This window comes from Phenylobacterium sp. LjRoot225 (assembly GCF_964252855.1).
Lineage (GTDB): Bacteria > Pseudomonadota > Alphaproteobacteria > Caulobacterales > Caulobacteraceae > Phenylobacterium.
This window is the reverse complement of the sequence record NZ_CAXUPL020000009.1, coordinates 20,586-34,524: the sequence shown is the minus strand read 5'-3', so window position 1 is coordinate 34,524 and position 13,939 is coordinate 20,586. Positions and strand designations below refer to the sequence as shown.

Sequence of the window (13,939 nt, the reverse complement as noted above, 5' to 3'; positions counted from 1 at the left end):
CCGGACCCCGCGCCGGCCTCAGCGCACGACGGGCAGTTCGAGGTCGAGCTTCGACCCGTCGAAGAAGGCCGGGATGTTCGGGTCCAGCGAAGGCATGATCACGGTCGCCAGGCCGGGCGTCGTCAGTTCGCCGCGCTGGTTCTCGCCACGGATCTCGATGTCGACGAGGGCGTGGCCGTCCTTGACGTATTTGCGGGTCACCTTGCCGCGCGCCCAGGTGCAGTCGCCCATGGTGTTGAAGCGGCGCATCTGGGTGCGGACGCGCTTGAGGAAGGCGGCGTCGCCCATCCAGTTGGTGACCAGGCTGGCCATCCAGGCCGAACGCTGCGGGCCGTAGTCGTAGACGCCGGGCACGCCGACTTCCTTGGCGGTCGATTCACGATGGTGGCCGATGCCGGTGTACTCGATGCCGCCGCCCGCCTCCGGATTGCGGAAGAAGTGGCCGGGGTGCTTCACCGCATTCTTGAAGATGACGCCGTGCGTGTGGCCGCGTCCGCAGCCGACCAGGAAGCCCATGGTGTCCATCAGCGACAGCGGGCCGCGAACGATCTCGGGCAGCTCTTCGCCTTCCTTGACCTCTTCCCAGTAGCGGACGTTGCCGCCCCGCATGTTCTTTTCCTCGTTGAGGATCGTCTCGTCGATGTGGGCGAATTCCTCGGGCGTGTACTCGTGGGTCTTGATGTCGCTGTACTTGCCGGCGTCACGGGCGGCCTTGCGCTCGTGACGGGTGCAGGTGCCGAGCACCCGGGCGACCAGTTCGCCGCGCTGGTTGGCGTAGCTCGCCTCGACGTACTGCAGCACCAGGGTGCCGGAGAACTCGCTCTGTTTCACGTCGACGCCGACCACCCGCTCGATCGCGGTGATGCGGTCGCCAGGACGGACGTGGCGGAACATCTCCCAGTCGTTGCCGGCGTAGAAGCCGTGGACGCCCGGCAGGCCCCAGCGGGTGCGGCCGACCCAGCCGAACGCCATCGGGAAGTTGGGATGCGCCAGCATGCTGCCATGGCGCGTGAGGCGGCCGTGCTCGAGGTCACGGTAGAGCGGATTGAGGTCGCCGATGCCGTTGCAGAAGTTGCGGATCGTGTCCTCGGTGGCGTCCTGCAGATAGGGGCCTTCCGGGCGCAGCTGCAGGCCGATCATGTTCTCCGCGGCCTTGATCGCTTCCGGCGTGATCTTGCCTTCTGCGGGCGCGTTGCCGACCTCGGATTCGACAGTGCTCATCGTCTATTCCTCGTGAGGCGCCACGACTGCGCGCCCGTCTCTGGGGTGATCGCCAGGGGCCCCTGTTGCGGCGGGGGCGTTCGCCGGGGCTGATAATGTCGATGCAAAATGCATTATGCTGACGGGCTGTCAAGCGCGCGGGGCCGGCGGGGCAGGGCTTTGTCGAGGGAGATCTGGAGCGAGGAGCGCGCTGCAGGCGCAGGTCGCCTGCCCCCGCCTGGAGCAGAGGGCGTCCAGGCGGAGATCGCCTTAAGTCATAGAAAATAATGGGTTAATGGGCCTCTGGCGGGCCCGGCCTCAACGCGCGAAATCGAACTCGCGGCTATTGAGGATGGTGGCGTAACGGCCCAGGCAGGCGATCGCGTGGTCGTGCTCGTCCTGGGTGACGCCGGCGCAGCAATCTTCCAGAATGATGCATTCATAGTCGCGGTCGTGCGCATCGCGTGCGCCGGAGTGGACGACGCCGTTGGTCGAGACGCCGCAGAGGATCAGCCGTTCGATCCCGTTGGCGCTGAGGATCGGGTCGAGGGTGGTGCCGTAGAAGGGGCTGACCCGATGTTTGACGATGTCGAAGTCGGACGGTTGCTGGCCCAGCGCCGGGTGGACCGCCGTGCCCTCGGTTCCCAATTTGAACAGGCCGTTGTCGCGCGCCTTCGAGAAGATCGGCGAGGCGGGGGGGCATTCGCGGTAGTCCGGCGAGAAGCCGACGCGGACGAAACCCACGCGAACGCCGGCCGCCCGCGCCGCGTCGATCGCCTTGCGGGTGTTCGCCAGCACCTCGCGATCGCGCACCTGCACGCCATAACTGGCCGCGCTGGCGCCCGTCTCGCTGACGAGGTCGTTGGTCATGTCCATGACGAGGAAAATCGATTTTTTCATGTGCCTGAACGTCCCGCGATGGTGCTGGAAGGATCGGTTGCGGCGCCGCGCCCGAGGCGCAGCGACCTCGGGCGGTTTTGGCCAGTTCAGCGCCCGACGTCAAACAACAATATAGGATGCATCATCGGTGCGGACCGATGGGTCGCGCCGGCGTGCAGGCGGAACCTGCCTCCGCCTTATCGTGCAGGATCCTGCCTAGCTTTGCGGCCCCGGCTCATGAGCGGGTCGGCGACCAGACCCGCTCCCACAGCGTCAGCGGTGGGCTCAGACTGCACCGAGTTCAGCAGTTCGATCCAGCCGGACTCGATATGCTGCCGCGTCGCCAGCATGGCGGCGGCGGCGTCGCGGCCGATGAAGGCCTTCAGCAGCTCGTCGTGCTCGGCGGCGGCGCGGCCGACCCGGCCCTTGATCTTGTTGATCAGGTCGAACGGATAGCGCGCCCACAGGATCTGCACGAAATGCAGGGTCTGCGGCATTTTGGGGATCTCGAAGATGCGGCGGTGGAAGCGGTAGTTGGCCGCCCGCGCGGCCTCGTTTTCCTGGGCGGCGAGGGCGCGTTCGAACTCCGCCTGCAGGGCGCGCAGGTCCTCGATATCCGCCGCCGTCGCCTGTTCGACCGCGGCGCGCACCAGCTGCGTCTCCAGCAGGATGCGCAGGTGCAGCATCTCGTTCGAGGCGCTGATGTCGAAGGGCGCCACTGTGGCGCCGCGGTAGGAGTCGCCGACGACATAGCCCTCGGCGGCCAGCAGCTTCAGCGCCTCGCGAACGGGTGTGATGCTGGTCTGCAGGAGGTTGGCGATTTCGAGCTGCTTCAGACGGCTGCCGCGCGGGAACCGCCCGGCGATGATCCCCTCGCGCAGGTAGTCGGCGACCTGCTCCTCCTTGGTTCGATACTCCATAGAATCGCTGACCTTCGCCGCCGCCTGGAAGAATGCATAGTCTCGGAGCTGCGCGAACGAAAGGGTCGGGCCTATGCGGGTTCGATAAGGCGGCGCCTATCGCTCCCTGAGCGGATGCGGGTCTGGCTTGGCCTCGGCCGCAGGCGTCGCCAGCCAGCGGCCCTTCGCCATCAGGCCTTCGAGAAGCCGGATCACCAGCGCCTCGATGCGGCGGGAAGCGTCGGTCGTCGCGGCGCCGGGCAGCCTGGCCAGGCACAGGGTCCGGCCGAAGCCGCCGTCGATCTGGGCCGCGCTGATCGCGCCGGAGCAGAGCTCGCTCTCGATCGCCGACAGCGGCAGGATGGAGTAGCCACGCCGATCGACCACCAGGCGTACGATATGCTCCAGGGTGTCGATCTCGGAGGCGATCTTCAGGCGGACGCCGAGGCGCTCGGCCTCCTGGTCGAGCGCCGTCCGCAACCCATGCGCCGGGCCGGGGAGGATCATGGGCAGGGCGCCCAGCTCGCTCAGCGGGACATGGCTGGAGGCCGCCAGCTTTCCCGCAGGGCCGATGAGGTAGAGCTCCTCGCGGGCCAGCCGCTTGACCACGAACGGGTCCAAGGGCTCGACGTCGTAGAGCAGGCCGAGGTCGACGGCGCCTTCCAGCAGCATGGCGCGGATCGGGCCGGAGAAGGCCTCGCGCACCCGCAGCGACACCGCCGGGGTCTCCTCCATGGCGGCCTCCGCCAGGGGCATGGCGAGCAGTCGGCTGATCGAAAACGGCATGGCGAGGACCACCTTGGCGCGCGCCTCCTCCTGGCCCTCCCGCATCTCCTCGACCGCATGCTCGGCGATCTCCAGCATCTGGCGCGCATGCTTCTGCAGGATGTCGCCGGCCGGGGTGGTCGTGACGCCCCGCGTCGTGCGGCGAAAGAGCTTGAACCCGACCTCGTCCTCGAGCCGCAGGACCTGCTGGCTCAGCGAGGGCTGGGCCACGCCCAGGGCGTCCGCCGCCCGGGTGATCGATCCGGTCTCGGCGATCTTCAGGAAGTTGCGCAGTTGACGCGTGTCCACTCACCGAGGCTCCGGCCGGGCATGGCGCCCAGAATGCCCGGCCAGAATGCTAGGAATGGGAGGGCCGCGCCAGTGCGGGCCGCCTCGTCAACAAAGCGGCTCGAAAGCCTAGAAGGAGAAGGCTGCTGCGCGGGTCTCGTTCGCCATGTCGTTGGCGACGACAGAGGTGTCGCTACGTCCGCCACCCCATTTGTCGAGCCCCAGATCCTGGGTCTTTCGTCGCAAGGTGTTGCGATTGATCCCGAGGATTTCCGCGGCCTGCAGCTGATTGCCCCGGGTCGCTGAGAGCACGACCTGCAGCAAGGGTCGTTCCACCATATGGATCACCGCGTCGTAGAGTCCTGGCGGGACGTCGCTGAGCGGCTGGTTGGCGAGATATGACGAGAGCCGCTTCTGCACCAGCTCCGACAGGCTGGTGTCCGGAGCCTCTTCGGCTTCATCGCTCGCGGTGCTCATTTCAAGCTCCACCGCCTGGGCGGTGATGAGCCCGCCCGTATGCAGGGCGCACAAACGGCGCACCAGGTTGTCGAGCTCGCGAACATTGCCCGGCCAGTCGTGCTGCTGGAGCCGCCTCAGCGCGGCGGCGTCGATCATCTTGTTGGGAAGTCCGTCGCGACTCGCGCGCAGGAGCAGGGCCCGGGTGAGAGCCGGAACGTCCTCCAGACGCTCGCGCAGCGGCGGGAGGCGAACCGCCGCCGCGGCAAGCCGGAAATAGAGATCAGGGCGGAAGTCGCCGGCGGCGATCGCGAGGCGAAGATCCTGTTGAGAGGAGGCGATCAAGCGTACGCCGCCGCTGGCGAGGCAGCCTGAGGGTTGCGCCCCAGCGCCCTCGAGCAGCTGCAGCAATCGGCCTTGGGCCGACAGGGAGAGATCGTCAATCCCGTCGAGGAACAAGGCGCCGCCAGCGGCCTGGGCGAGTTTGCCGGGGCTGCGCTCGTCGCCGAGCAGCTCGTGCGTCAGGGTTTCGTCCGAGGCGGCGCCGAGTGGCAGGCGGATGAAGGGGGCTTCGGGGCGTGGTCCGAAGTCGTGAAGGGCCCTGGCCGACACCGTCTTTCCGACGCCGGACTCGCCCCAGATCAAGACCGGAAGGTTGGGTTTCACCAATCCCGCGAAGGTCCGATAGACCCGCTGCATGGATTCTGCGGAGCCTACGATCGGCAGGCGCTCGTCGCGGATCGCCCGAGCCTGGGCCTTGGCCGCCTCGGCGTCATGAGCGCAGGCGAACGCCCGATCGATCGCCGCCAGCAGGCGATGGGACTGCACGGGTTTGGGCAGCAATTCGGCCGCGCCGGCTCCCACCGACTTGACCGCCATGGCGAGCGTGGTCTGGTCGCTGGTCAAGATGATGGGCACTTGCGGCCTGGCCTTGTGGATTTCCTCGACGATCGCCAGCCTGCCTTCACCGACAGCCTCGGCGATCACGAGATCGGCGTCCTCCTGGCTGAGCCAATTGAGAACAGTCTCGGCGCTTGAGGTCGTCCGCACCTGATGGCCCAGATCATTCAAAATCTGGGACAATTTCAATCGAACGGCCGTATCCCGATCGGCAATAAGGATCCGCTTGCTTTTCATAGACTGATCAACCTGCTCGGATCTGTGACCTAAGCCTGACAAAGGCACGATGCTGCGATTTCTGCTATTCTGTATTTTTGATGTCCTATATGACAATCGTATAAGCGCGTTCGGTCGCTCGGCTGATTTCTGCATCTGAGCCGAGGCGGCCGCCAGCGAAAGCGACCTCCGGCCCCGGGCGATCGCCCGGGGCCGGTGGCGCTTAACGGGCGGCGGCGGCCTAAAAATGGCGCCCTCAGGGTTCGTGGGAAAACATCAGCCGGCCGGGCACGGGCATCTGGGCGGTCAGGATCGAGCCGGATTTGGACTCGGTGATGAAGAGCGTCCGGTTGTCCGGCCCGCCATAGGCGCAGTTGGTGGTCAGGATTCCGGTCGGCGAGTTGATCCGCAGCATGGGTTCGCCCAGCGCGCTGAACAGCCAGACCGCGCCGAAGCCGACGTGGCAGGCGGCGATGTTGTCGTTCTCGTCGATGGCCAGGCCGTCCGGCCCGCTGCCGCCGCTCATCTGGACCCAGGCGCCGACCTTGGTGACGCTCCCGTCCGGCAGCAGCGTCACCTTCCAGATCTGGTTGGCGCGGGTCACCGCGAGGAAGAGGGCGTTCTCGGCCTTGTTGAGGACCAGGCCGTTGGGGCTCGGCACATTGTTGAGCAGCAGTTCCAGCCGGCCGTCGACGCGCAGCCGGTAGAGCCGCCCGGTCGGGTCCTGCAGGCCGGTCTGGCCCTGGTCGGTGAAATAGATGTCGCCGTTCTTGGCGAAGACCAGGTCGTTGGTCGCCTTGAAGCGCTCGAGCGAGGAGCGTTCGAGATAGGGCTCGACCTTCCCCGTCCTGGGGTCGAACACCATGATCCCGTTCTTGTGGTCGCAGATGAAGGCGCGGCCGTCCTTGTGGAACTTCAGCCCGTTCGGCTCGCCGTCATATTCGGCGCCGACCGAGACCTCGCCGGCCGGCGTGATGCGGAACAGCCGGCCCCAGGGGATGTCGACGACCCACAGGTTCCCCTCCCTGTCGAACGACGGGCCTTCCAGGAAGGTCGGCGTCTGAGCGCCCGGAAACTGGATGTCGGCCCAGGTGGACCGGTCAGCGCCCCGGCCGAACGCCTTGGGGATCTCGGTGAAGACCTGCGCCTCGACGCTGGGCGGTGCTGCGAACATCTGTTCCTCTCCTAGGCTCGATCGCGGGTTCCGGCCCTTGACGGGAAGGGCTTGCGCTCATATTCCAATTGCGGACCGTCGTTCCTATAATGGAATAGCGCGGACGGTGGAACTTTCAACCCGGGCGGCGCCGTCTCCCGCCCCGAGGCTGCAATATGCAAAAGCAGATCCATCTGGTCAGCTTTCTGATCAACTCCCCGATCAACCACACCGTCCTCAGCTGGGCGGACAAGACCGACAACCGGGTCAAGGCGCTCGGCGACCTCGCCTTGTGGCAGGATCTCGCCAAGACCCTGGAACGCGGGATGTTCGACGGGATGTTCTTCGCCGACACGCCCGGCGTGTTCGACCGCTACAAGGACCGCGTCGACGAGGCGGTGCGCTACGGCGTCTGCTGGCCCTCCCATGACCCGGTCGTGCTGCTGAGCGCGCTGGCGTCGGCGACCACCCATCTTGGTCTGGCCACGACCATGTCGACCAGCGCCTATCATCCCTGGACGATCGTCCGGCAGCTTTCGACGATCGACTATCTGAGCGGCGGCCGGGCGGGCTGGAACATCGTCACCGGCCACCTGCGCAACGAGCACCGCGCGCTCGGCCTCGAGCAGCTGGAGCACGACCGGCGCTATGACCGCGCCGACGAGTACATGGACGTCTGCTACAAGCTCTGGAACAGCATCGGCGACGGCGCGATCCTGGCGGACAAGGAAGCGGGGATCTTCGCCGACCCGACCAAGGTGGCGCTGGTTCAGCACGAAGGCGAATTCTTCCGCTGCAACACCGTCGGTCCGGTGCTGCCGTCGCCCCAGAAGCGGCCGGTGCTGTTCCAGGCCGGCTCGTCTGGGCGCGGCCAGCAGTTCGCCCTGCAGCACGCCGACGTGGTCTTCGCCATCGAGGCGAACCTGGCGGGCATGAAGCGCTATGCGACGACCTTCGCCGCGGCGGCCGAAACGGCGGGCGTCAAGGCGCCGGGGGTCAGCTTCGGCGTTCAGCCGATCGTCGGCGGGACGGAAGCCGAGGCGAAAGCCAAGCTCGACGCCCTGATCGAGCGGATGCCGCTGGACGGCGCGCTGGCGCGGTTGTGCGGAACCATGGGCGTCGACTTCAGCACCTACGAACTCGACCGCCCCTTGCAGGAAGTCGCGACCCAGGCCTCCCAGGGGCTGATGAAGGCCTTCACCTCGATCCTCGGCGACCGGCCCTTCACCCTGCGGGACGTGGCCATCAAGTGGGGCCTGTCGGTGGGCATGCCGCAGATCGTCGGCTCGCCCGAACAGGTCGCCGACCAGATGGAAGAGATCTGGCGCGAGACCGGCTGCCTGGGCTTCAACGTGACGCCGCACGTCATGCCCTCGTCGGTCTCGGACTTCGTCGACCAGGTCGTGCCGATCCTGCAGAAGCGCGGCATCTACCGCACCGAATACGCGGGGACGACCTTCCGCGAAAACCTCGGGCTATAAGGAACGGCGCCGCCCCATGAATTTTGGCATGAGTGTTGGCCATGAGTGAGCTGGTCTATATCGCCGACCCGATCCACGCCGCCGGCGTCGAGCGGATCGGCGCGGCGCACGAGATCATCCCGCCCGAGGCGGGGATGTCCGACCCGCGCCTGGAACGTACGACCATCATCGTCGTCCGCACGATGGAGATCCCCGACGCCCTCATGGCGCGGATGCCGGGCCTGAAGCTGATCGTCAAACACGGCGCCGGCGTCGACAATATCGACGTCGCGGCCGCCACCAAGCGCGGGATCTGGGTCGCCAACACGCCCGGCGGCAACAATTCGACCGCCGTGGCCGAAGGCGCCGTCGCCCTGATGCTGGCCGTCCTGCGCCGGGTGCGCGACATGGACGAGCTGGTGCGCAGCGGCCGTTTCGAAGAGCGCTGGAAGGTCCGGCTCGGCGACCTGACCGGCGCCCGCGTCGGCTTCATCGGCTTCGGCCGGATTGCGCGCTCGGCGGCGATGATCTGCGGCGCGGGCTTCGGCGCCGACATCGCGGCCTATGATCCGATGATCCCGCCGGAGGAGTTGAAGGCGCTGGGGGTCACTCCGCTCGGTCTTCCGGAGCTTATGGAGCGCGACGTCATCTCGATCCACGTACCGCTCACCGACGGGACCCGCAACCTGATCGGCGCCCCGGAGCTGGCGCGGATGCATCCCTCCGCCATCATCGTCAACACCTCGCGCGGCGGGATCATCGACGAGGCCGCCCTGGTCGAGGCGCTCAAGTCGGGCGCCATCGGCGGCGCCGGCATCGACGTCTTTGAACAGGAGCCGCCGCCGGCCGACCACCCGCTGTTCGCCTTGCCGAACGTCGTGCTGGGGCCCCATGTCGCCGGCGTCACCGAAGCCAGCATGAAGGGGATGGCGTTCGCCGTCGCCGACGTCATCGATACGGTTCTCGCGGGGGGCCAGCCCGCAACCTTGCTCAACCCGGAAGTCAGCTCATGCCGCCCGTGAAATCCATCATCTACAACCGCATCCCCGAGTCCGATCCGGCGCTGATCGCGCGTGCGGCCGCCTTCGGCATCGCCGACCTGCACGAGGCCATGGGCGGGGTCGCCGGGCGGATGTGCCTGATGAGCCCGAAGATGCGGCCGATCTCGGCGGGCCAGCGGGTCTGCGGCCCGGCGGTGACCGCCTACAACTATCCCGGCGACAACCTGATGATCCACGCCGCGCTGCACCTGGCGCAGGCCGGACAGGTGCTGGTCTTCACCAACGGCGGCTCGAGCCAGGGCGCGCTCTGGGGCGACGTCGCCTGCGGCTTCGCCAAGAAGAAGGGCGTCGCCGGCGTGGTCGCCGACGGCGCGGTGCGCGACACCGACGCGCTGCGCGAGCTCGAGTTTCCGGTCTGGGCGACGGCGATTTCCGTCGAGCATCCGGAGAAGCGCGGCCCGGGCGCGGTCAACGTGCCGGTGATCGTCGACGGGGTCCTGGTCGAGCCGGGCGACATCATCGCCGCCGACGCCGACGGCGTGCTGGTCATCCCGCGCAAGCTGCTGGCCCACGCCGTCGAAGGCGCCGAAGCCCGCGCCGCCTTCGAGACCAAGGTCCGGGCGCGGATCGCCGCCGGCGAACTGCCGCTCGACATCCTGGGCATGCGCCAGGTGATCGAGAACCTGGGCATCGAGCAGCGGGATACGACCTGGGAAGCCGATCGCAACTGACGCTTCCGTCGCAAGCGCAAACCTGAGCGGGACGGCGTCGCCTTGGCGCGCGATAAGGACCTGCGCCACGTCGATATAGGGATCCGATCTTGAAGCCTGCGCATAACATCTGGGACCTGCGCACTCAGGCGCAACGCCGGCTGCCGCGCGCGGTCTTCGAATTCATCGAGCGCGGGTCTGAAGACGAGACCCTCGTGCGGCAGAACCGCGACGGGCTTGAGCGGATCAAGTTCTCGCCGCGGACGCTGCGCGACGTCTCCAGCCGCGACCAGACGACGACCTTGTTTGGCCGGCCGCTGCCGACCCCGATGATCATTGCGCCCACCGGGACCGCCGACCTGCTCTGCTACCGCGGCGAGCGGGCCATCGCGCGCGCCGCCGGCGCGGCGGGCATCCCGTTCACCCTGGCGACCAGCTCCACCACCAGCGTCGAGCAGATCGCCGAGGCGACCGGCGCGGGCTTCTGGATGCAGCTCTACCTCTGGGATCGGCGGGACCTGTCCTGGCAGCTGGTCGAGCGCGCAGGGGCGGCCGGCGCCGAGGCCATGGTGCTGACCGTGGACACGCCCATGTGGCCAAACCGCGAGTTTAACAAGCGCAACGGCATGGCCAACCCGATCAGGCCGAATCCGACCCTGGCGCGGCATTTCCTCGGGCGGCCTGCCTGGCTGGCGGCCGTCATGGGCCGGTACGCCCTGGAGGGCGGCATCCCGCAGTTCGCCAACTATCCCACCGAGGCGGTCGCCGGCGGCGCCCGCAAGGTCAACCGGCAGGCCAATTCGGCCGCGGTCACCTGGGACGACATCGTCGAACTTCGCCGCCGCTGGCCGAAGACCCTCATCCTGAAGGGGGTTCTCAGCCGTGAGGACGCCCTCTTGGCCATCGAACATGGGGTCGATGGGGTGATCGTCTCCAACCACGGCGCCCGCAATTTCGACGCCTCGCCGGCGTCGATCGACGTCCTGCCCGAGATCGTCGATGCGGTCGGCGAGCGGATGACGGTGATCTTCGACAGCGGCGTGCGCCGGGGCAGCGACGTGCTGAAGGCCATCGCCATCGGCGCCAAGGCGGTGATGATCGGTCGCGCCACCCTCTATGGCGCCGCCGCCGGCGGCCAGGAGGGCGCCGCCCGGGCGATCGCCATCCTGCAGGAGGAGATCAGCACGGCGATGGCCATGCTGGGCGTCACCTCGCTCGACCAGCTCGATCGCAGCTGCCTGCGGCGCGCGACGGTCGTCGGCCTGGACTGACGCGCGCGGACGTTTTGCGGTTCAGAAGCGGCGCCGGCTCTGCTCAAATGCGCGCCAGCAAGGGATGAGACACATGACCGATTTCGTGACCGCCGAGACCGCGATCCGCCAGCTGCACGCGCGCTGCATCGATATTGTCTGGCGCAAGGACGCCAAGGCCTTCGCCGAATGTTTCGCCGAGGACGGCGAGTGGAAGATCGCCGGCCAGCACATGCGCGGGCGGGCCGAGATCGAAGCCCTGTTCGCGAAACTGCTCGGCCTCTGCGAGCATGTCATGACCTCGGTCAGCAGCCCGATCCTGGAGGTCGGCGACGGATCTGCGATCGGCCGGACCTATGTGACCGAGGACGCCAAGCTGGCGAACGGCGCCACCGCGCATACGATCGGCGTCTACCACGAGAAATTCGTCGAAACGGCCGAGGGCTGGAAATTCGCCTCGCGCCACTGGAGCCTGAAGTACCGCGGTCCCGCCGACTTCACCGGCGACTTCTACGACACCCCCGACTACGGCCCCTTCCCGGGCCGGCCGGCCGACGACGAGCCGACGACCACGAAGAAGGCCGGCTCGGTCTGAGGCGGATACCAGCCCCACGACTGTCATCCCGGTTTCGCGAAGCGAAGACCGGGATGACAACAATTGGAGGTGGGCGGCGCCCCTCACACGTGAATCGCGTGGCCGAGCGCGCGTAGGGCGGCCTCGCCGATCATCTCCGACTGGGTCGGGTGGGCGTGGATCAGGCCGGCGGCGTCCTCGAGCACGGCCCCCATCTCCAGCAGCGCGGTCATCTCGCCGGACAGCTCCGACACGTGCCGGCCGACGGCGGCGAAGGCCAGGATCCGATGGTCGTCCGCGCGGGCCGCGACGCGGATGAAGCCGGCGTCGTCGCCGGCCTCCTGGCTGAGCGCGCGGCCGTTGGCGGCCAGCGGGAAGACGGCGGTGATCACCTCGGGCCCGGGCTCGGGCCAGGCGCCGACGCTGACCACCTCGGGCGTGGTGAAGCAGACCGCGGGGATGGCCACGGGGTCGAACCGCCGCCGCCGGCCGGCGATGATCTCGGCGACCATTTCCCCCTGGGCGGAGGCCTTGTGGGCCAGCATCGGTTCGCCGACCAGATCGCCGATCGCCCAGACGTTGCGCATCGAGGTGTGGCAACGATCGTCGACCTTGACGAAGGGCCCGTCCAGGTCGACCGCCATCTGCTCGAGCCCCCAGCCCTGGGTCCGCGGCCGCCGGCCGACGGTGACCAGAACCTTCTCGGCGGGGATCTGCAGGGCCTCCCCCTGGGTGCGTTCGACGGCGAGGCGACCCGCCTCGAAGCCGGTGGCGCGGGCGTCCAGGTGGACGTCGATCCCGGCCCGCTCGAGGGCGCGCACGATCGGCGCGCTCAGGCCCGGGTCGTACTGCGGCAGGATGCGGGACAGAGCCTCGACGACGGTCACCTTCACGCCGAGCGCGGCGAAGGCCATGCCCAGCTCCAGGCCGATATAGCCGGCCCCGACCACGGCCAGCGTCTTGGGCAGGGCGGGCAGCGACAGGGCTTCGGTCGACGACAGCACGTCGCCGCCGAACGGCAGGGCGGGAACGGCGGCGGGCTCGGACCCGGCCGCCAGGATCACATGTTCGGCCTCGATGACTTCCGAGACGCCGTCGGCGCGGGTGACCTCGCAGGTGCGCGCGTCGCTGAACACGCCCCAGCCGCGCACGACCCGCACCTTGGCCCGGCGCAGCAAGCCGGCGACGCCGTCGCTCAGCCGGTCGACGATGCCCTCTTTCCAGCGCACGGTCTGGGCGAAATCCACGCCGATCTCGCCGGTGATCCGCAGGCCCAGGGGATTGGCGCCTTGCGCGCGGCGCAGCGCTTCGAACTCGCCGGCGGCGTGGATCAGCGCCTTCGACGGAATGCAGCCGCGGATCAGGCAGGTGCCGCCCAGGCGGTCGGCCTCGACCAGCACGGTGTCGAGACCCAGCTGGCCGGCGCGGATGGCGGCCACATAGCCGCCGGGCCCTGCGCCGAGCACCAGGACCTGGACCTTGGAAGGCGGGGGCGGGCTCATCGGGCCTCCACGAACAGCAGCGCCGGCGTTTCCAGCAGGCGCTTCAGGGCCTGGATGAACTCCGCTGCGTCCGAGCCGTCGACCACCCGGTGATCGAAGGAGGACGACAGGTTCATCATCTTGCGCACCACGATCGCGCCGCCGACCACGACAGGGCGCTCGACGATGCGGTTGGGGCCGAGGATGGCCACCTCCGGCCGGTTGATCACCGGGGTCGTGGCCAGGCCGCCGAGCGGACCCAGGCTCGTGATGGTGATGGTCGAGCCCGAAAGCTCGTCGCGAGTGGCCTTGCCGCCGCGGGCGGCGGCGGCGAGGCGGGCGATCTCGGCGGCGGCGGCCCAGAGGTCGAGGGCCTCGGCGTGGCGCAGCACCGGCACCACCAGGCCGGAGGGCGTCTGCGCCGCCAGGCCGATGTGGGCCGCGGCGTGACGGCGCACGATCCCGGCGTCGTCGTCGTAGGTGGCGTTGATCTGCGGAAACCGCGGCAGGGTCCGGGTCACCGCCCGGATCAGGAAGGGCAGCAGGGTGAGGCGCGGGCGGGCGGGGTCCTCGGCGTTGAGCTGGGCCCGCAGCCGCTCGAGCTCGGTGACGTCGATCTCCTCGATGTAGGAGAAGTGCGGGATCCGCCGCTTGGCCTCGGACATCCGCTCGGCGATCTGCCGGCGCAGCCCGATCACCTTGACGTC

At 68.4% G+C, this 13,939-nt stretch carries 13 protein-coding genes; 5 read left to right on the top strand and 8 right to left on the bottom strand.

The features are described 5' to 3' along the window. Nucleotides 1-18 precede the first annotated feature (18 nt). From ACSQ2B_RS26535 to ACSQ2B_RS26510, 6 genes are all read right to left on the bottom strand, one after another. Complete coding sequence (locus ACSQ2B_RS26535; RefSeq protein WP_436054426.1) at nucleotides 19-1,221, bottom strand: FAS1-like dehydratase domain-containing protein; 1,203 nt, start codon at nucleotides 1,219-1,221, stop codon at nucleotides 19-21. Between the two features lie 297 nt (nucleotides 1,222-1,518). After that, the gene (locus ACSQ2B_RS26530; protein ID WP_436054425.1) at nucleotides 1,519-2,100 is read right to left on the bottom strand and encodes a cysteine hydrolase family protein; all 582 of its coding nucleotides are present in this window, start codon (nucleotides 2,098-2,100) and stop codon (nucleotides 1,519-1,521) included. Nucleotides 2,101-2,276: 176 nt separating this feature from the next. Next, a complete protein-coding gene (locus ACSQ2B_RS26525) occupies nucleotides 2,277-2,999 on the bottom strand; it encodes a GntR family transcriptional regulator (RefSeq protein WP_436054424.1) in 723 nt (240 codons plus the stop codon). 96 nt (nucleotides 3,000-3,095) lie between these two features. Next, nucleotides 3,096-4,052, bottom strand: a complete 957-nt coding sequence (locus ACSQ2B_RS26520) for a LysR family transcriptional regulator (protein WP_436054423.1) — start codon at nucleotides 4,050-4,052, stop codon at nucleotides 3,096-3,098. 108 nt (nucleotides 4,053-4,160) lie between these two features. After that, entirely contained in the window at nucleotides 4,161-5,759 is a 1,599-nt protein-coding gene (locus tag ACSQ2B_RS26515) for a sigma-54-dependent transcriptional regulator (RefSeq protein WP_436054422.1), read from the bottom strand. A gap of 100 nt (nucleotides 5,760-5,859) precedes the next feature. Then, on the bottom strand, nucleotides 5,860-6,777 hold the full coding sequence (locus ACSQ2B_RS26510; RefSeq protein ID WP_436054421.1) for an SMP-30/gluconolactonase/LRE family protein: 918 nt from the start codon (nucleotides 6,775-6,777) through the stop codon (nucleotides 5,860-5,862). A gap of 155 nt (nucleotides 6,778-6,932) precedes the next feature. Here ACSQ2B_RS26510 and ACSQ2B_RS26505 point away from each other — a divergent pair, with 155 nt between their 5' ends. The 5 genes from ACSQ2B_RS26505 (at nucleotide 6,933) to ACSQ2B_RS26485 (ending at nucleotide 11,772) form a co-directional block, all read left to right on the top strand. Beyond that, entirely contained in the window at nucleotides 6,933-8,237 is a 1,305-nt protein-coding gene (locus ACSQ2B_RS26505) for an NtaA/DmoA family FMN-dependent monooxygenase (protein WP_436054420.1), read from the top strand. 41 nt (nucleotides 8,238-8,278) lie between these two features. Next, on the top strand, nucleotides 8,279-9,238 hold the full coding sequence (locus ACSQ2B_RS26500) for a hydroxyacid dehydrogenase (protein WP_436054419.1): 960 nt from the start codon (nucleotides 8,279-8,281) through the stop codon (nucleotides 9,236-9,238). Continuing rightward, nucleotides 9,226-9,948 carry a 4-carboxy-4-hydroxy-2-oxoadipate aldolase/oxaloacetate decarboxylase gene (locus ACSQ2B_RS26495; RefSeq protein WP_436054418.1) on the top strand — a complete coding sequence of 241 codons (723 nt, stop codon included), beginning with the start codon at nucleotides 9,226-9,228 and terminating at the stop codon, nucleotides 9,946-9,948. Before ACSQ2B_RS26500 ends, ACSQ2B_RS26495 begins: the two co-directional genes overlap by 13 nt. Nucleotides 9,949-10,037: 89 nt before the next feature. Continuing rightward, nucleotides 10,038-11,198, top strand: coding sequence for an alpha-hydroxy acid oxidase (locus tag ACSQ2B_RS26490; protein WP_436054417.1), 1,161 nt, complete (start codon nucleotides 10,038-10,040; stop codon nucleotides 11,196-11,198). 73 nt (nucleotides 11,199-11,271) lie between these two features. Further along, a complete protein-coding gene (locus tag ACSQ2B_RS26485) occupies nucleotides 11,272-11,772 on the top strand; it encodes a nuclear transport factor 2 family protein (protein ID WP_436054416.1) in 501 nt (166 codons plus the stop codon). Nucleotides 11,773-11,855: 83 nt separating this feature from the next. Here the strand turns inward: ACSQ2B_RS26485 and lpdA are convergent, their stop codons facing one another. Together lpdA and ACSQ2B_RS26475 are read right to left on the bottom strand one after the other, a co-directional pair. Next, nucleotides 11,856-13,253 (bottom strand): dihydrolipoyl dehydrogenase, encoded by a 1,398-nt coding sequence (gene lpdA, locus ACSQ2B_RS26480; protein WP_436054415.1) that lies wholly within the window; start codon nucleotides 13,251-13,253, stop codon nucleotides 11,856-11,858. After that, on the bottom strand, nucleotides 13,250-13,930 hold the full coding sequence (locus tag ACSQ2B_RS26475) for a dihydrolipoamide acetyltransferase family protein (protein WP_436054414.1): 681 nt from the start codon (nucleotides 13,928-13,930) through the stop codon (nucleotides 13,250-13,252). Before ACSQ2B_RS26475 ends, lpdA begins: the two co-directional genes overlap by 4 nt. Nucleotides 13,931-13,939 lie beyond the last annotated feature (9 nt).